This window comes from Trichlorobacter sp. (assembly GCF_034008105.1).
In the GTDB taxonomy this organism is placed as follows: Bacteria; Desulfobacterota; Desulfuromonadia; order Geobacterales; family Pseudopelobacteraceae; genus Trichlorobacter.
The window spans coordinates 1-17,433 of sequence record NZ_JAVEPN010000003.1; the positions used below are offsets into that span (position 1 = coordinate 1).

Annotated in this window: 20 protein-coding genes; 17 read left to right on the plus strand and 3 right to left on the minus strand. The window is 55.1% G+C overall.

The window, feature by feature from the left end:
* The first annotated feature begins 148 nt into the window (after positions 1-148).
* The 5 genes from RBQ93_RS02495 to RBQ93_RS02515 all read left to right on the plus strand — a co-directional run bounded on the left by RBQ93_RS02495 (position 149) and on the right by RBQ93_RS02515 (position 3,843).
* On the plus strand, positions 149-1,033 hold the full coding sequence (locus tag RBQ93_RS02495; protein ID WP_413818349.1) for a nuclease-related domain-containing protein: 885 nt from the start codon (positions 149-151) through the stop codon (positions 1,031-1,033).
* Positions 1,034-1,155: 122 nt separating this feature from the next.
* Complete coding sequence (locus RBQ93_RS02500; RefSeq protein ID WP_320370433.1) at positions 1,156-1,431, plus strand: integration host factor subunit alpha; 276 nt, start codon at positions 1,156-1,158, stop codon at positions 1,429-1,431.
* A gap of 118 nt (positions 1,432-1,549) precedes the next feature.
* Positions 1,550-2,716: a Fic family protein gene (locus tag RBQ93_RS02505; RefSeq protein WP_320370434.1), complete on the plus strand. Its 1,167-nt coding sequence runs from the start codon at positions 1,550-1,552 to the stop codon at positions 2,714-2,716.
* 51 nt (positions 2,717-2,767) lie between these two features.
* Positions 2,768-3,145 (plus strand): hypothetical protein, encoded by a 378-nt coding sequence (locus RBQ93_RS02510; RefSeq protein ID WP_320370435.1) that lies wholly within the window; start codon positions 2,768-2,770, stop codon positions 3,143-3,145.
* Positions 3,146-3,330: 185 nt separating this feature from the next.
* A complete protein-coding gene (locus tag RBQ93_RS02515) occupies positions 3,331-3,843 on the plus strand; it encodes a hypothetical protein (protein ID WP_320370436.1) in 513 nt (170 codons plus the stop codon).
* A 116-nt stretch (positions 3,844-3,959) separates the two neighbouring features.
* Here RBQ93_RS02515 and traT read toward each other — a convergent pair whose 3' ends face one another.
* The gene (traT, locus tag RBQ93_RS02520) at positions 3,960-4,742 is read right to left on the minus strand and encodes a complement resistance protein TraT (RefSeq protein ID WP_320370437.1); all 783 of its coding nucleotides are present in this window, start codon (positions 4,740-4,742) and stop codon (positions 3,960-3,962) included.
* Between the two features lie 68 nt (positions 4,743-4,810).
* Positions 4,811-5,152, minus strand: a complete 342-nt coding sequence (locus RBQ93_RS02525) for a helix-turn-helix transcriptional regulator (RefSeq protein WP_320370438.1) — start codon at positions 5,150-5,152, stop codon at positions 4,811-4,813.
* 449 nt (positions 5,153-5,601) lie between these two features.
* On the opposite strand from RBQ93_RS02525, the gene RBQ93_RS02530 reads away from it, so the two are divergent.
* The 6 genes from RBQ93_RS02530 (at position 5,602) to RBQ93_RS02555 (ending at position 11,437) form a co-directional block, all read left to right on the plus strand.
* Positions 5,602-5,946, plus strand: coding sequence for a hypothetical protein (locus RBQ93_RS02530; protein WP_320370439.1), 345 nt, complete (start codon positions 5,602-5,604; stop codon positions 5,944-5,946).
* Between the two features lie 104 nt (positions 5,947-6,050).
* Positions 6,051-7,808 (plus strand): sigma-54-dependent transcriptional regulator, encoded by a 1,758-nt coding sequence (locus tag RBQ93_RS02535; protein WP_320370440.1) that lies wholly within the window; start codon positions 6,051-6,053, stop codon positions 7,806-7,808.
* Between the two features lie 396 nt (positions 7,809-8,204).
* Positions 8,205-9,011: a metallophosphoesterase family protein gene (locus tag RBQ93_RS02540; RefSeq protein ID WP_320370441.1), complete on the plus strand. Its 807-nt coding sequence runs from the start codon at positions 8,205-8,207 to the stop codon at positions 9,009-9,011.
* Positions 9,002-9,652, plus strand: a complete 651-nt coding sequence (locus RBQ93_RS02545) for a metallophosphoesterase (protein ID WP_320370442.1) — start codon at positions 9,002-9,004, stop codon at positions 9,650-9,652. The genes RBQ93_RS02540 and RBQ93_RS02545 overlap by 10 nt, the downstream gene beginning before the upstream one ends.
* Positions 9,653-9,656: 4 nt before the next feature.
* Positions 9,657-10,517, plus strand: coding sequence for a metallophosphoesterase (locus RBQ93_RS02550; protein ID WP_320370443.1), 861 nt, complete (start codon positions 9,657-9,659; stop codon positions 10,515-10,517).
* 140 nt (positions 10,518-10,657) lie between these two features.
* Positions 10,658-11,437: a hypothetical protein gene (locus RBQ93_RS02555; protein ID WP_320370444.1), complete on the plus strand. Its 780-nt coding sequence runs from the start codon at positions 10,658-10,660 to the stop codon at positions 11,435-11,437.
* A 120-nt stretch (positions 11,438-11,557) separates the two neighbouring features.
* On the opposite strand, the gene cmk is transcribed toward RBQ93_RS02555, so the two are convergent.
* Complete coding sequence (gene cmk / locus RBQ93_RS02560; protein ID WP_320370445.1) at positions 11,558-12,094, minus strand: (d)CMP kinase; 537 nt, start codon at positions 12,092-12,094, stop codon at positions 11,558-11,560.
* 573 nt (positions 12,095-12,667) lie between these two features.
* On the opposite strand from cmk, the gene RBQ93_RS02565 reads away from it, so the two are divergent.
* The 6 genes from RBQ93_RS02565 (at position 12,668) to RBQ93_RS02590 (ending at position 17,329) form a co-directional block, all read left to right on the plus strand.
* On the plus strand, positions 12,668-13,210 hold the full coding sequence (locus RBQ93_RS02565; protein WP_320370446.1) for a hypothetical protein: 543 nt from the start codon (positions 12,668-12,670) through the stop codon (positions 13,208-13,210).
* Positions 13,210-13,536, plus strand: coding sequence for a DUF2958 domain-containing protein (locus RBQ93_RS02570; RefSeq protein WP_320370447.1), 327 nt, complete (start codon positions 13,210-13,212; stop codon positions 13,534-13,536). The genes RBQ93_RS02565 and RBQ93_RS02570 overlap by 1 nt, the downstream gene beginning before the upstream one ends.
* Before the next feature lie 30 nt (positions 13,537-13,566).
* On the plus strand, positions 13,567-13,758 hold the full coding sequence (locus RBQ93_RS02575; protein WP_320370448.1) for a hypothetical protein: 192 nt from the start codon (positions 13,567-13,569) through the stop codon (positions 13,756-13,758).
* Between the two features lie 11 nt (positions 13,759-13,769).
* Positions 13,770-14,708: an ankyrin repeat domain-containing protein gene (locus tag RBQ93_RS02580; RefSeq protein ID WP_320370449.1), complete on the plus strand. Its 939-nt coding sequence runs from the start codon at positions 13,770-13,772 to the stop codon at positions 14,706-14,708.
* 99 nt (positions 14,709-14,807) lie between these two features.
* A complete protein-coding gene (locus tag RBQ93_RS02585) occupies positions 14,808-15,698 on the plus strand; it encodes an ATP-dependent Clp protease proteolytic subunit (RefSeq protein ID WP_320370450.1) in 891 nt (296 codons plus the stop codon).
* Between the two features lie 2 nt (positions 15,699-15,700).
* Entirely contained in the window at positions 15,701-17,329 is a 1,629-nt protein-coding gene (locus tag RBQ93_RS02590; RefSeq protein WP_320370451.1) for a TraM recognition domain-containing protein, read from the plus strand.
* The last annotated feature ends 104 nt before the right edge of the window (positions 17,330-17,433 follow it).

Below are 17,433 nucleotides of genomic sequence, written 5' to 3' on the forward strand. Positions count from 1 at the left end.
TTTACTTCCCAGGGAGAGACGATGCCAAGGGCCATACCAAAGAGCTGTTCGGGTTGCATGTGACGGGCACCTCCAAAATGAGATGACCGACTATACCACGGCTACCCACTCATTTCGACGAAGAGCCAATAAAAAAGAACGGAACCCAATGAATACACTACTTATTCAGCTTATCCCGACAGCTCTTTTCTTTTTATCAATCTGTGTGCCTGTAGGTATTGTTGTCTGGATTCGGCGCCAAAGGAAAAACAGGAGAAACCCGCTGACATTTCAAATGCTGCGTGCTCCCGGTGAATCTATCAGTGAGAGGATTGAAAATCTGAGTAGTGACATTGACCAGTATGTTGCATTTACTGGCTTCATACCCTTACTTTGCTATTCAATGTATCTATCAACACGTTATGTTGCTCAAACTCAGGCATCACCAGTAGTATTTCTTATGCTTGCAGTTGGCTTTGTTGCATATTACGGATTTCAATTGAACAAGGCTTTTATACAGAGACATAAAGAACAATTGGGCCTTGATTGCGAACGCGCCGTAGGCCAGGAACTGAACCAATTGATGCTGGACGGGTATCGCGTTTTCCACGATGTACCGGCCGACAACTTCAATATCGACCATGTCGTGGTTGGTACAAATGGTGTTTTTGCCATTGAAACAAAGGGGCGTCCGAAGCCGGATCGCGGCAGAGGTCAGGATGATGCCAAGGTGATCTATGATGGCCAGGTATTACAGTTTCCAACCTGGCGAGAAAAAGAACCGTTAGACCAAGCCAAACGTCAAGCAGTTTGGCTTTCAGACTGGCTTACGAAAGCTACAGGAGAATCGGTTGCCGCAATGCCGGTACTGGCCCTGCCAGGCTGGTATATTGAACTCAAGGGCAAAGGCTGCCTGATTTTCAACGGTAAAAACCCACAATTTCTTTGCTCAAGGAATACAGGGATAACGCTTACCTCGGAGCAGATACAACGGATCTCACACCAGCTTGATCAACAGTGCCGCACCATCGCGGCCCAAGCCTACAGACGCTAGCATCGGCATAATGTATATTGTAGAGTTCCGGAGGAGTTCCGGGGACATGATACTTAATTGCTGTAGACCCTCGCTAACTTCAACCCCTGCCGACCAATAAACCCTATGAAAGCAGAATTACCGTGACCAAAGCAGACATCGCAGATCACATCCACTCCACCACTGGCCTTTCAAAGAAAGATTCCGCTGAGATGCTGGAATCGGTCTTTGCCATCATGAAGGAATCCCTGGAGGCAGGCGAGTCCATCAAGGTTTCCGGCTTCGGTAGCTTTGAAGTCAAACAAAAGGATGCCCGGCGCGGCCGCAATCCCCAGACCGGCGAGGCGATCACCATCGCGGCCCGCAAGGTGCTGACCTTCAAGCCCAGCACCCTGTTGCGGCAGGCTGTTAACAAATGATCTTTCACTGCAGCGCAAGTCAGCAGCATACAAAAGCTATCCTTTAACAATACGCTTGATTGTTAACGACTAAAGCCTTATCCTTTAACAAGCTGTTCGACTATTAAAGGATAATCCTGTGAAGAAGAGCGATCTCAGCCCGGCCAGACAACAGCAACTCATTCCGGTACCGACGCATTCTGGTGCGTTTGCAGTCATCCCGCCGGCTCCCCCACGATTCATTTCCTCGAAAGGCATTACAAAGGAAGTCATTCATGCCCACGAGGCGCTGGGGGAACTCAGGCTGGCCACGGCACGACTGCCGAATCCGAACCTTGTCACCAGGACCTTTGACCGGCGTGAGGCTGTACGAAGCAGCCAGATCGAAGGGACAAGCTCGGACATGCATCAGCTTTTTACCTATGAGGCTACTGGCAGTGATGACGGTCTGCCGGCAGACGTGCTGGTGACCCTGAATTATGTCAGGGCGCTTGAAGTCGGTCTGAAGGAGGTCAAAGATCGTGGACCTTCAGCCGTTGATGAGGCGCTGATCAAGGAACTGCATCGCACACTGATGCATGGCACCGATTATCGCGGGAAGGCGGGTGAGTATCGAGATATCCAGAATTGGATTGGCGGCACAAAGATTTACCATGCCCGCTTCGTGCCACCCACTCCTGAGCATGTAGCGGGCTGCATGCAAGAGCTGATCGCATTTCTGCGGGAGGTGCCAGCAGAAGAGGATATGTTTGAAGTTCCGATCGTTGTTCGAATGGCGATCGCCCATGCCCAGTTTGAGACGATTCACCCGTTCGTGGATGGCAATGGCCGTGTCGGCCGCCTGTTGCTGCCGATCATGCTGGCGGCGGAAGGCTACCTGCCGGTCTACATTGCCGGGTACCTGAAAAACTATCAGCAGGAGTACTACGATCGATTGGCCGGGGTGCAGTTGCGGGAAGAATGGCAACCATGGGTGCAGTTCTTCGCCACGGCAGTCGAAGAGTCCGTCAAGGAATCGATTCAGACGGCCAATGCCCTGGACAACCTGCTGCGGCAATGGGAAGCACGTATATCAGCATTGAAAGTCAGATCCGATGCGGCGCTCTATAAACTGCCGCAGCTTCTGATCGGCAGGCCAGTCGTTACTGCTCGACAGGTAGAAGCGGAGCTCGGTATCTCCTTCCCGGCTGCCAATAACGCCCTGGCCAGGCTGGAAGAACTGGGAATCCTCACTAATCCGCAGAAGCAGCAGCGCAACCGGACTTTTATCGCCCATGAGGCCATTGATATTCTCAACAACAGGTGAGCAAACCGGGCACCTGCCCGCAACAAACCATCACGTTTTTCTGAGGGGACCATGGCCAAGGGATACCAGGCAAACAAGGAACGACAGGAAGAGCTGCAGAGCTTTGGCAAGTCCGTCGGCAAGCGGGCCGGCTTCAAGTGCGAGTGGTGCGAGTCCAAGGACGACTTGCGCCTGTGGGACTACCAGCCTGATCTGTCGCCCGACATGGATTCGCTGGCGCTTTTGTGCCAGAACTGCCGAGAACTGGCCGATGGCCGCAGGGCCGATCTGAACGAACTGCGCTCGATCCGCAATGCCCTCTGGAGCAATGTGCCGGCCGTGGCCGAAGGTGCTGCGCGGGTACTGGCCCAGTGCAAGGAAGCCTGGGCGCGCGAGGCGATTGAGGAGAGCTTTATTGATGAGACTGTCAAGGCTGATCTGCTGAAATAAGTTTCCCTCTGCCCCCTCTGAACGCCCCGTTACATCTTCTATCTTGCGTGTAGCTGTCCGCCTGAGACAATAACCTGTAACCTATGACGCCATATGGGTAAGGTCTGTTAGTATGCTTGCCATACCGGTGGAATCTGTTCGGCCACCGATGCAAAGGCCAGCATACACAACCAGGAGGTGGGACCATGGCAACACTCAGCGAGTATTTCTACACAGGCCCGAGAATCACCCTCAACAGCGGCAGGGTGATCAACATGCAGACGATCTACCAGGGGTTGGCCTACTCCTATGTGCTGGAAGGGATACCCTACGGGCCGGACTACCAACGGACCGTGAATCTGCACCTCACGTGGGCCCAAGATCGATACCCTGATCGCAGGATCGTTGTGCTCGAGCCCAGGTTGCGGCCACTGGGCATAGCGGAGGTTGAGCTGCAGAGACTGCGCACGCTGTCACAGTCTGAGGAGCCCGATGTTTCCCGTCGCGCGGGAATAATTTACCCGGAACCGGTCTCGATCGGCTCGGTCTGCTGCAGGGCGCTGTTTGAGTCCAAGCCGATCAATGGCGATGTCTATATGCTTTCACAGTTGATGCTGCTGTGGTTTCAGGACGGCTTCGCCATGCCGATCGATCCGCTGGTGGTGGAACAGATCCAGGCGCTTGACTGGGATACGGTTGCCGAGGATGTGGACCTGTAACGTCGATACACAGTCTTCCTTTTTTGCTGTCTATTCTTTACCGTGGAGCCAGTTTGCCTGGCTCCACGGTAACCATGGTAAGATACCGGTTCTGAACAGCGCGTGCTAGCGTCGCGCTACATGAAGTTCGCGATTGCATCAGCCAGCTGTTCTTTGATCGCCTGCGTCGCCTCTGCAATGTTGATGTTGGTCTGCTTTGCTTCGGCCACGATCCGCGTCCGGAGGCGGTTGTGGTTTGTGGTTTCAGAATATTCCATGCTGGCATCTTCGCTGGAACCTTGTGTGCCGATCGAGACAGAGCTGCCGCGCGTATTGCGCTGTCCGCTTGCCGACATGGTCCGAAGGCTCTGGTCCGTTCCGGAGCGGATCTTTCTGGTCGCAGCGCCCTTCAGGGGTTCTTCAACCTGGATATCGACAATGCCAAACCAGGTGTCAACCTGCACCAGTGAGCCGGCAAGGGCTCCGATGCCGGCGCCAGCCAACCCGCCCAGTCCTGCTCCCGCGTAGGTATTTGTTGCTGCCCCGCCGACAAAAACCCCGCCAACGCCACCGGCAATCGCCCCATCAGTGGTCATGCCCTCCTTGGCCTTGTCGAGGTAGACGAAGTTGGCCAGGATCCGCAGTCCGGCCTCCTTGGGGTTTTTCGTTACCCGCACCCCTTTTGCCTTAAGCTTCTGCACCAGAAGGTTGTCGAAATTCAGATCAGACTTGCCGGTCTGGTTGGTCACCCGCACATACACGGGGCGGTTGTCCAGCTTGTCCGGGTCCAGAAAGATCGTCTGCTGCATCTGGATGTTGGTTTCCAGGTTGCGGTGCTGGATGGCTGCGCAGCCCGATTGCATGACCATACTGCCAGCCAGAACCGCGATAGCTACCAGTTTTGCGAATAATGTTTTCATTGGTGCCTGCCTTTCTCTCTACTCATCTGTGATCCTCCTGTGAGGTACTGGAACGCCAGCGCGTTCGGTCAATCAGCCGCCAATCTGTCCAGGATCAGCTTGATGCTGCTGTGCAGCTGTCTGTCCTGAATCTTCCGCAATGCCTGGATAACATCGGCCTCCGCTTCATTTAGTGCCAGCCCCTCGCTCCGCTCATGAAAAAAGGCCGCCACATGCACCTGCAAGGCCTGGGCGATCAGCTGGATCCGGTCGGTTGAGAGGCGGGTCTTGGCGTATTCGTACTTCTGTATCTGCTGGGTGGTCACCCCCACCAGTTCAGCCAGTTTTTCCTGGCTCAGGCCGGCTCGCTGGCGGAAGTTCCGAATCCGCATACCGATCTCGCATGATTTGATAAAAGCTCCAGGTTGCATTGCTGGTGGTATCTCCCCGGGATCAGCTGGTCAGTAAGGATACGGGGCTTGCTGCTCTTTCCGCCATATCCTGCTGGTTTAAAAAAGCTGGTGCTGACCAACCAACGGTTGGTGCCTGACCGGTGTGGTGGCCTTCCAGGACAGCACCAGTGGCAACGCTTTTTCATGATCTGTGCCAATAGGCCTGGAGCGAAAAAAGCGCTTAAAATCATGATGTTACGGCTTTGCTGTACATGGATGGCCGGGTCGGCACCTGCTGGATGGACCGACAGACATCAAAAATTAAGTGATGGCATGCATATTTTGATGGTTGATGGCGGGTGGGCTTGCTGTGTGTGGGGACTGCCGCCCATAAAGCCTTGCCGGGTGGGCTGTTGCCGTGCAGCTGGCAGCTTGGCCTGCATCTTGAACAATGCCTGATGGCAGCAAGTTCAAAGGATGGGGAGACCATGATGCAGGTATTAGCTCGTACGGAGTATTCTCGTTGCAAAGGCAGGCATGTGGTTGCCGTACTGGTTGGGCTGAACGGTGAGCTGTATCTGGGCACCAACGGGGTTGAGCATCCGCAGCCCGTCTGCCCGCGCAGGGCGCAGTCCGGCTATGCGCGCGGCGAGGATTGGGGCCTGTGTCGTTCAGTCTGCGGGCAACAGGGGCATGCCGAGGCGATGGCAGTGCAGGCAGCCGGTCAGCATGCCCATGGTGGCACTCTGCTGCTGTTTGGCCATGACACCATCTGCCCCGATTGCATGGCACTGCTCGAGCAGGCCCAGGTAGAACGCTGCATCATCATGTAGCGCGGCCCGCCTGAGTCATGTCGCAGGTGAAGCATGCTTGACAGACGGTTGATTTGCTGTCAGGTAATGACGCTAACGCAGTCATTAATTGACGAGGTGATCACATGTCTGGCAAGCGCGCACCACGGAAGCTGGTCGTTTTGACGGAATCAAGCACCCGCTGCATCATGGGCATGGAGCAACTGTGCCGCGAGCTTACGGTAACGGCTGGTGAGTTGGCCGACAGCGGCGCCTCGGAGGTGCGCTGGGTTCGCTACCATGATGACGAATATAGCCAGCCGGACAGCCTTGTCACCGTACTGGATGCGCTAGCGGCTGCTTCAGCACCTGCCGCAAGGCTGTTGCTGGCATTCCCCTTTGTCAGCACAAACCAGGCGGCCAGGATTACGGCTGCCTTGCAGACGCTGAAGGCCAAGGGATGTGAGATTTACTGGTGCGGGGCCACGGCTGCCAAACCTGGCACGACAAGCCCCCAATCCCTCTGCAGCCAACTGGGGCTTGCGTTCAGGGAGATGGCGGCCTACCGCGCGGAGCGGACCAGTCCGGTGATGAAGGGTTTTTGGGAGAAGATGGATGACTCCCACAAGCGGGCGGCATGGATAGAGTACCGCATGCGTCAGCTCTACATGCGGCAGGATCAGCCCGGAGCGATCCTGCGGGACACCCTGAGCGAGCTTTTGCGCACAACGTCAGCCGACCTCACGCTCCCTCCCGTGCCGGACGCAGCTGACAAAATTCAGGGGCGGCTCCCGGCAAAGACGACGCAGGCCCTGCTCGCACGCTATAGCGCCAAGGGCTATCCGGCCATTGCCGGCCGCACACAGGTCATTGAGGAGCTGAAGAAGACCATCGCCTGTCTGGCGCGGACGGAGCAGAACGTACTGATTATCGGCGAGACCGGCACCGGCAAGGAGATGGCCGCCTATTTCCTGCACGAACTGGGATTAAAGCGTGACAAGCCGTATCTCGAACTGAACTGCGCAGGCATTGACGATGATCAGGCCGAATCGATGCTGTTCGGCCATGTAAAGGGCGCCTTTACCGGCGCCATAGAAACACGCAAAGGGCTGGTGGATGAGGCCGCCGGCGGCACCCTGTTTCTGGATGAGTTGCCCGAGCTTTCCGGGCGGCTTCAGGCCAAGCTGCTGCGTTTTATCCAGTCCGGCGAATACTACACCATGGGCAGCAGCGTCAAAAAGACCGCCAGCTGCCGGATCGTTGCAGGTGGCCAGCTTGACAGGATCAAAGAACATATCAGGTCTGATCTCTACCACCGCCTGGCTGAGAGCGTCATCCATATGCCGGCCTTGCGGGAACTGCCCGACCACGACAAGATCATTATCGCACGCAACCGGGCAGACGACCTGCAGGGCAAGATCCGCTCGTTCTGGGACGACAACGAAAATCGCCCGCAGCATCGTCCGATCACCCAGGGTGACATCGATCAATTCTGGGACGAGATCGAGCACAACAAACAGCTGATCAGCAGCTATTGCTGGCCCGGCAATGTCCGGGAGCTGTATGGCGTGGTAAAGCGCTCCTTAACACAGGCGATTCCCCTAAAGACCATGCTGGATGAACTGCTCGCCCAGCAATCGGCAGTGTCTGCCCTGGCCGAGCCTGATGGCATCGCGCCGGTGATCCGCAGCGCCGACGATCTGATAACGCTTGCCGAGCTGCAGCACCGCTATGTGACCCGGGCCGCTACACTGGCGCTCAGCCAGAAAGAGCTGGCTCAGCGGCTCGGGTGTGCCATCAACACGCTCAAGGAAAAACTGAAGCCGGCCGGCGGCGTTGCCGAGCCTGAACTGCAGCCTGCACCAGTCGACCAGCCATCACCGCGGAGCCTGCGCAACCGCTAGGGCCTCTTCAGAATAGCGACGAAAACGTTGCTGCAGCTCAGTTCTAGGGGCTGCCAGCTGCTCCTGATCTTCCGTCATCTCTCCGCCTCCTGTTAATAATCTGCTGGCAGGCTTGTCAAGCAACATGCCAAACGTCATGTCAACCCCTGCAGCCCGCTGGTTACGGCCGTTTCGCTGGCAGGCAGGGGGCTGTATCCGTGTGCCGCAATCATAATTTGATTGCTTTAAAGCCTTGTGTCGTCATGAATTGATTGGCTGGATGGATAGCTTGCGGGCAGAAGCGAGCGTTATGCCATGATTTCGCAATGTTATGACTGACGCTGACGGTTGGCACAGAAGCTGTACTAGGCAGAGCAGCCATGCCGTAACGACCATAACGGGGACAAGGAACATCTCATGCAACAATCCGATTTCAATCCCGCCAAGGGGCGCCTGCTGGCGGTAGGCGATATCCATGGCCATGCCGACAAACTGATCGCCCTGATGGAGCAGGTGCAGCCAACCGCCAGCGACCGGGTGGTCTTTGTCGGCGATTACATCGATCGCGGCCCGGACAGCAAGGGGGTGATCGACTATCTGCTCGACTTTGGCCGCCGCTTTCCCAACACCGTCTTCCTGCGGGGCGATCATGAGGATGTGCTGCTGGTGGTCCAGCGTGTGGCCGAGATCGGCTTTGTGCGCGATATCCCCCCTGAGGAGCGCTACCATCTGTTCAGCAAGTCCTCCGACTGGGGCTGCAGTCATCCTGGGCAGATGTACCAATTAAGGTTTCTGTACAACGGTGGCGGCGCCACACTCAAAAGCTATGAGCATGGATGCCTGTTCGAGCAGATCGGCTACCAGGCCGACTGCCTGCCGCAGCAGCACCTCGACTTCCTGCGCGCCACCCGCATCTCGCACCTCGAGGTGATCGACGGCATGCGGTACTTCTTTGTCCATGCCGGCATCTGGCCCACCGACCCGATCGACTGGCAGGATGAAATGGACCTGCTGTTTATCGACGAACGGTTCCTCCACCGCTCATCCTGCCTGCCTGACGACCTGTTGGTGGTGCACGGCCATACCAGTGAACATGAGCCCCCCGGCACCTTCAAGGGGCGTATCAACGTTGATTCGGGCGTCTGCCAGCCCAACGGCAAGCTGACCTGCTGCAATGTGCTGACCAGGGAGTACTGGCAGACCGGGGGGGAATCATGGCAATAATCATTGGCGATATCCACGGCAATCTTGAAAAAGTGCAGGCCTTTCTGGCCCATCGTCCGGACCAGCCCCACATCGCCCTGGGCGATTACTGCGACAGTTTTTTCGAGCCGCTGGAGCGCCAGCTGGCATGCCTGCAGCTGCTGATGGCCTCGGATACGGTGCTGCTGTGGGGCAACCACGACCTGCACTATCTTAACACACCGCTGTTCCGCTTTCCCGGCTATGAAAAGGAACATGCCGCCCTGCTGCAGCCGCTGCTGGAAGGGGCCATCGACCGTTTCAGACCGGTCTGCCTGGCGGATGGCTGGCTCTGCAGCCATGCAGGACTGCACAGCTCCCAGGGGCACACCGAGCAGGAGCTTGAACAGCTGATCAGTGCGGACTGGCAGCAGTACCTGGCTGACCACAGCCAGGGGTTCCGCTTCAAATCGATCTTCACCTTTGATTTTGCAGGCATTGGTCGTCTTACACCCGGCGACATACGCCAGGTGGTGGCACACGACCACTATCAAAATCCGGGGTTCGTTAATCCGAATTTTGTCAGGGTTGGCTGCTTTGATCCGGAGACGGCCTGGATATTTGATACCCAGCTGGGGGCAGTGTGCGATCTGCTGCAGACTGCCGCTGACAGAGAGGAGTAGACTGATGGCTATTGTTGTCGGAGACATTCACGGTAACGTGGAAAAAGTGCAGGCCTTTCTGGCCTATCGTCCGGATCAGCCCCATATCGCCCTGGGCGATTACTGCGACAGTTTTTACGAGCCGCTGGAGCGTCAGCTGGCATGCCTGCAGCTGCTGCTGGCCTCCGATGCGCTGCTGCTGTGGGGCAACCACGACCTGCACTACCTCAATAAGCCCCCCTTTATCTGCAGCGGCTACCGCAATGAGCATGCCAGTGCCCTGCGGGAGCTGATCGAGTCCAACAAGCGGCGGTTTATGGCTGCCTGTGTGGCCGACGACTGGCTTTGCACCCACGGCGGGGTATGCGACTGGCTGGCCAAGGGTGAGACCGACCCGCACCGGCTGGCCGAACGGTTTAACCTTGAGATGGAGGATTTTCTGGCGCGGCCCGGTGACCGCAGGCAGGGGATCTTTGCGATCGGCACCGAACGAGGGGGCACCTACAGCAAGGGCGGCGGCATCTTCTGGTTTGACACCCGGCGAGAGTCTGCTAATCTTGCCCGGAATCTGCGGCAGATCACCGGCCACACCGAACAAGAACCGTTGTGCAGGCCGCACCTGGTGACCCTGGATACCACCAACAACGATTTTTGCTGCTGGCTCTATGACACCACGACCGATGAACTGGTGAACGTGGAGATGCCGCACAGACGCATCAGGAATCTGCCGCCCCAGGAGCAGGAGGCGTTCAGGTACTATCTGCGTGGCAGATCAGCGCCACACCTTAAAAACGAGCCGAATGACGAGCAGGATGCCTATTGGCCCACAGACTTCAAAGAGTGGGTACTGCATGGCAAGCCAGGCATGAACGTGGCAGGCAAATAACAGCAGAGGGTGAGGACACCACCTGAAGATGGTTAAAATAGCGGGAAGAGCGGCGTTCTGTAGTCAAAAAAATGCCGAAATTACAGGCCTGAATGATGGTGTATGGCAAAGAATCATCATCATAAAACATGGAGGCTAGTATGGAAAAATTTAAAAGTAAACTTTGTGAATACCTTGAGCAAAATCCAGCCTCTGTTCAAGGCTACGAAAACAAGTTTGTAGGTGATTTTGTTAAATTTTCAGACAAAGAATTGTTTATTTGTAGCGAATACCCTGTAGACGTAGCAAATTATTATGAAACAAATACCTATGTTAGAACTCCAATTAGTTATAAACACAAGTTTTCGCAAGAATATAAATGCGATAAAATAGATTATATACCAAAAAAATATGATGATATCCTGATAATAAATCCTCAGTGCTCTTACAAGCCGAATGTAGATTTGATTTATTCAAATTATACTAATAATTATATTGAAGTAAAAAAAGTAAGTAGTTTTGCATTTAAAAAAGTTTTCTTTAAAAATTGTATAATTGCTGCTGATTGTGGAGTTATAATTCAAGATATAATAAGAATGTCATATATATGCAATGGAAAAAAGTACTTAATTGTTTATGGAGAAAAAAATAATGTAAATAATATAATTTGTATATTGGATACGTTTTTTGACAAACATAGAGATAAAAATGTTATTACTTTTGGCAAAACCATTAATTTAGGCACGTCAATGGCTAATAAAATATCATATAATTTGATGCGGTGTGGCTGTAATGTGTTTAATATTGGTAATTCCGAAAAAAGCCCTTCTGAAAGTGATTTGTTTGAACGAATCAACGTTTGGCGTATGGGTCCTTATGGTTTTTCAGGGCATAAAGTTGTGCAAATCCGTGAATCTTGCTTGCTAATTGAGTTGTTTTGATTGAGTTTTCGGATTGCATGTGGATTTATACAGAAATTAATTCTGAGAGCCTGCCAGATCAAAATGTTTTGACGTTGTTTGTGGTGCTTTTGAGCAGTAAGCAACAGCTTGAGGTTGCTATTAGTTGTCTTTTTCTTTTTTCCATAGCTTAAACCCGTTTATGACGCTATCAACAACTTCATCTGCCGTTAAGTTTTCAGTTTCAATGACCAGATTTGCAAAACCATAATCATTGATATCTATTCCGTATAACTCTTTATAGCGTCTTGCATCATTATCATCCCGCTGCATTGTAAAATTATATAGATATTCAAGCGACCTATCTTCCCGTTTCTTGATGTTTTGTATCCTTTTTTCAATACCTGCATTTAAGTACACCGTAAATGCTGTATCCCTTAATAACCAAATTGCCAGACGAGAGGCCAATACACATTTGCCTGATTCGGCCAGTCTGATTTGTTCATCATCCAGCTCTTTATCATATCGAGGATCCATTTTCGATTTTTCCAATAACTCTACAAAACCCATATTGTGTTTGTCTGCCAGTTGACGAAAAGTGTAATTAATCAATCTGTAGTTTAGCTTTTGTGCAACCAGGGTTGATACCGTCGTGTTTCCACATCCGCTTTTTCCTGAAATGGCTATAATATCGTACATCAGATGCTCCATAAGTTTAATTGTGTACAGAGATAGTATCCATATGACAGCCGGCTTTTAAAACTCCCTTCGGCCCCATGTACCACATGGGGCCTTTTTGCGCCCCAATCCCCCAATTGGCCATGCCTGCAATTCTGTGCACGACCTGCATTGTCGGCCGGGTGTGTGCTGCCCCCAGAGTAATGCACGATCTGGGCCCATCGTTGATTTTTTTCAGATTGGGCTAAAAGAGTTCGTCAAAAGTTGGCGGATTCGGGAGCGGCTCAGAAGCAATCTGCCTGATCATCTCCTGCAACACCTTCTTCCGCTCTCTTTTGTACTTACTCACCCAACGCTGCCCAGCAGAACGAAGGCTGCGGCATGCTGGCCGATGGGCGTGGCCACGCAAGGCAATGGCGGCCACATGACAATCAGAATTAGACACTTAGACAGCATAAATTGATCAATGGCTACGCCGCCAAGCTCAAACAGCAAAATTCTATCATTAATATCAGTATGATACAGGCCAAGCCAGGCTTGGCACACATCATGCATTAGTTCGTATGCATCTCCAACGAGCGAAAGGACACGGCAATGAAATCTCCGACCTACCTGTCAGACCTCGAGGCCACCCGCAGCAGCTCACCGATCCGCGAACTGGTGCCGATGATCAGTGACATCCCGGTGGACAACGCAGAGGCGCGGTACACCAGAATTCTCAGCGCATACCGGTCTGTTGTGCAGGTGGTTGATGGCCGCGAACTCCACCAGCAGTATCTGAAGCCCCAGGTGGTTGCAGGCAAACGTACCGGCAAGCTGTTCTTGCTGAAGTGCGGGCATGATGTTGCCCAGCTGGCCATAGGGCTTGCCGATGGTTCGGCCGATATCGATGAGCTGCTGGCTACAAAGGTTGTGGTGCAGATGAGGAAGGCCGCCTATGGCTCCGTCGAGGCCGCCGCCGCCAACGGATGGCAGCTTACCGCGGACGACTTGAAGCGCGCCGAGCGCCTGCGCGTGGTGCGGATGGATCTTCTCAGCAGCACGGCTAACAACCATCTGCTGGTGCAATGCTCGCAAGCGGAACAAGATCGCCTGTCAGGGCTGGCCAAGGCAGCTGTCAAAAGGAGGGCAAAGTGATGAAACTGGTAACCAAGGCGATGCAGAAGAGGCTGCCGGCGCTGGATTCGATGCCACAGGTGCCGCTGGAGGAGCGGCAGGCGCTGGCGCGTTTCTTCACCCCCTGGGACGACTGGAGCTGGTACGTGCTGGAGGGCAGCCAGCAGCATGACGGCGATATCGTCTTCATGGGGTACGTGGTCAGCAGCCACGGCGCCGATTTCGGCAGCTTCAGCCTGTCTGACCTGCAGCAGGATTTCGACGCGCGCTGCATGCGGGTGGAGCGCGACAAGATGTTTGTGCCATGCAGCGTTGCCGAGCTGATGGCAAGGCATGATTGCTACTAACCTACGAACGAGACCGGAAAGGAGCTAACGATGGATACGGTACGCGAGACAGTCAGCTTTACAGCAGCAAGTGAGCAGGGTGATGAAGAGCTGGTGCAGCAGCTGGTGGCAATGCGCCGACTGGAAGAGTACGGCTTGTCCCTTGCCGAGCGTTTCAAGGTGATGGCACGCTGTGCCGAGACGCAGGCAAGGCGCCAGACTGCCTGTCTGATCAAGCTGTAAGGAGGGGCACCATGGATATCGCATGGACCAGTGAGCGTTATGCACAGCTTTTGATCGAGGCCAGCGCCCGCGGGGCGCTGAGGCTGGTCAGGCAGCTGGTAGAGGAACAGGGCTGCCCCATAACCGCCGATGACCATATGGCCCTGATTCTGGCTGCGTCCAATGGCCGACTGCCGGTGGTGCGCTACCTGGTCGAGCGTGCGCCCGCTTTTGTCCAGCCACCGGTTGATCTGGCGGCACAACAGAACAGGGCCGTCATTGAGGCGGCCAGCAACGGGCACCACAAGATCATCCGCTATCTGGTGGAAACGGCCCCACACCATGCCGATTCGCGGGTTGATATTACGGATTGCGATAATGCCGCCTTGCTGGCTGCTGTAGCCCGCGGCCGGCTGATGGTGGTGCGCTACCTGCTGGATGAGGCGCCCAGGCATGGCCAGGCGCGCATTGATCTGGCTCCGTACCTTGACAGGCTTCTGACCGCAACGGTCGTGAGCGGCAATGGCAGGCTGCTGGGCTATCTGGTCGAAAAGGCCGCACAGTGCGGGCAACGCATACCGGCAGACGCTGTGCGGGCGGCGGCATACATGGGGCGCCTGGACCTGGTGCGATGCCTGCTGGACAAGGCGCCGGAGGCCGTACGGTATCGCGGCAACATCAGGCAGTGGTTTGACCCCGGCGACCGTTTTACCAGCTATGGTGTTCAGTTTCGGGAGATCATCGGCTATCTGGTGGACAGGCTGCCGTACCGCACCGGCCAGGTGCTGGAGCTATCGCTGAGGGATACCGATTCGCAGTCGGCCATACCCTGTCTGACTGAGAAACTACCGCTGATTGCGCGGCAACGTGCCCTGCAACAGGCAGGGGTCTGCCATACCGACTGGCGGGCGCTGTTACAGTGGCCTGCTGGCGAAAGCGGTGACGGCACGTTCGCGGGGATGCGGCTCTGATGGCAACGGCCGGAGCACAAGCCGCCGGAGGCCTTTTGGGCAAGCGCCCGCTGTATGCGTCGCAAGGTGTAGATTGTGAGAGAAAGCAAAGGGAGCCCTATGAACCAGGTACTCGTTGAAAACAAGGTGACCGTCATCTACCGGCCTGACCACGCGGTGGTCAGGTTTTCCGGGGATGTGAACGCCAATCGGATCTTTAGTCTGTGCGACGAGATCGATACCGCCATCAACTACTATTTTTACGATCGGGTGCGGATCGAGATCGACTCGCCTGGCGGCGAGGCCAAAGCACTCAATTATTTTATCAACCAACTGGCCAGCTGGCGGAAGCGGGGGGTGGTGATCGAGACCATGGCCCTGACCAGCTGCTGCAGCGCCGGTGCGTATATGCTCAGCTTCGGCGACGTGGGGCATCGCTGGGCCCTGCCCGATTCGATGCTCCTGTATCACAACGTGCGGGTTTCCGGTGGCAATGCGGCACTGACCGTAAGCCGCCTGGATGACCTGCGCTGGGACCTGAGTGTGACCGATGCCGGGCTGATCATGAAGCTGCTCAGGCACAGGTACGGCGGTCTGCTGCCGCTGGAGCAGTTTGATACCCTGACGGAGCTGGTCTGTTGCCTGCCGGATCCGAAGCGCAGCTTTTGCGCGGAGCGGATCGAAAAACTGGGCGGTGCCCGCATTGCCCAGATGCTGAGGCGGATAGAGGCCTGCGGCAATGATGAGGAGCGGCTGATTCTGCGGCGCGACCTGTATCTGCTGCTGACTGACCGTATCCGCAAGCAGGTCAAGGCAGTTGGTGACGACGAATCGGTCGAGCACCTGCTGCAGCACCTGAAGACGACTTCTGGCGCCCAGCAGCGCACACAGGTGCAGGCCTGGCTGTTTGGCAGGATGGAATGGTATCTGCGCACGTTTGGCCGGGATGAGTATATCAGGCCTGAAAAAGCAGTCGCCTACGGATTGATCGATCAGATAGCGGGGGTATAGCGATGAACACACACAAGCTGCGCTGTGCAGAGTGGGATGCAATACAGATGGGCGATCTGGACGAGACCAGCCTGTTTCGACACCTTCTGTTTCTGGGGGAAACCGGTTCGGGCAAGACGACATCCGGCATCAAACCGTTGTGCCGGCTGGCCTTTGCTGCCGACCGTTGCTTCAACGGCAAACAGGCGGCCGGGCTGGTGGTTGACCCCAAGGCCGAGCTGGGTGCCTATCTTGAAGAACTGGTCGGCGCCGCAGGTGCCGATCGACTGTTGCGCCTGAAACCGGGCGGCCCCGGCCCGGTATTGTGGCAGTTCGAACATCAGCAGCTCGACGAGATAGGTGCCATTGGCGTGGTGGAGCAGATGATGGCATCTTCCGATGCCTTCAATGGGCAGCAAGAGGTACTGAATGACCGGTTCTGGTTTGATGCTGCCAAGCAGTTTCTACAGGCCATCGTGGAAATTGATCTGACCCTGTGGCGGCACCCAAACGGCCTGGGGGTTGAAAACATCAGACAGTTCTGGAGCTGCCTGTCCGGGCTTCTCCAGCTGCTGTCTGTTAAGCAGCCCGAGGCTCCTGCACTATCGAATGCAGTCGGCGTGGAGAGGATCGTCTCTGGTGATAAATACGATCAACCCCTGCGTGTGGCATCATTTTTTATTTACCGCAATTGTGGCGATGAAGCGCAGCAGCTGGTTGCCCGCAACCTGCAGTCCGGTCAGATACTGCCATTGGTGACCTATCAGCCTGAGAACTACCTTAACCATATTGTTGACCTGCTGACGCTTGCCACGAGCGGTGTCTGGTCAGGTGAAGTCGCGAAGGCGGTGTTGAGAGGACTGAAAGCGGGTGAACTGTCACATACCTTTAACGTATTCTGGGCGCTCTTCATGGCGTTTGTGGCGGGCTGGAAGATCAACGACAAAGCGGTTTTTTCACAGGGAGAGGGCTCATTTTTCAGCCAGTATATGCACATGGCGGACACAACCTATGCGTCGATATATGCTGTCATAAGCAACCTGATCAATGACCAGGCCAGCCCTGAGTTTTGCAGCCGCATCTCCATTAATCCGTTTGAACCGCCTGAAGTGCTGTTGAGTACAAGCGAGGTCATACAAGAGGGCAGGATTGTCGTGTATGAGCCGGACAAGACCAGTACAGTTGCGTTGACTATTGGCAAGACGTTGAAGGCCGGTTTTTTTAAGGCGCTGCTGGTTCCGGAACGGATGAATAACCATACCGTGCGCCCATTTTTCTACATCTGTGATGAGTTCCAGCGTTTTATTACCCACGATGAGGATAGCGGTGAACAGTCGTTTCTTGACCGCTGCCGGGCCTACCGGGTCTGCTGCGGGCTGGCCACACAATCGATTGCCTCGCTGCGCTACAGCCTGCCCTCAAAAGCAGGAGAACATGCCATCGACATTATTCTGATCAATACCGGCACCAAGCTGTTTTTCCGTACCACCGACAATGCTACCGCAAACAGCCTGAGCGGCTTGATTCCTGCGCCACCTCAGCCGGACAAACTGCATGTGGTCCGTGTCCGGCCGCTTTCAACCCTTAAACCGGGCGAATGCTATTATCTGCTGGTGAACGGCAAGGCCGGCAGGGGGCAGATCGGGGTGTAAGTGAGCGACGGTGAGCTGCAAGGTCTGCAGATATCCTGCTCAACACAGACCGTACAAAGGAAAAACTGAGTAAGGCCACGGATACGGCAAACATCAAGCTGGGC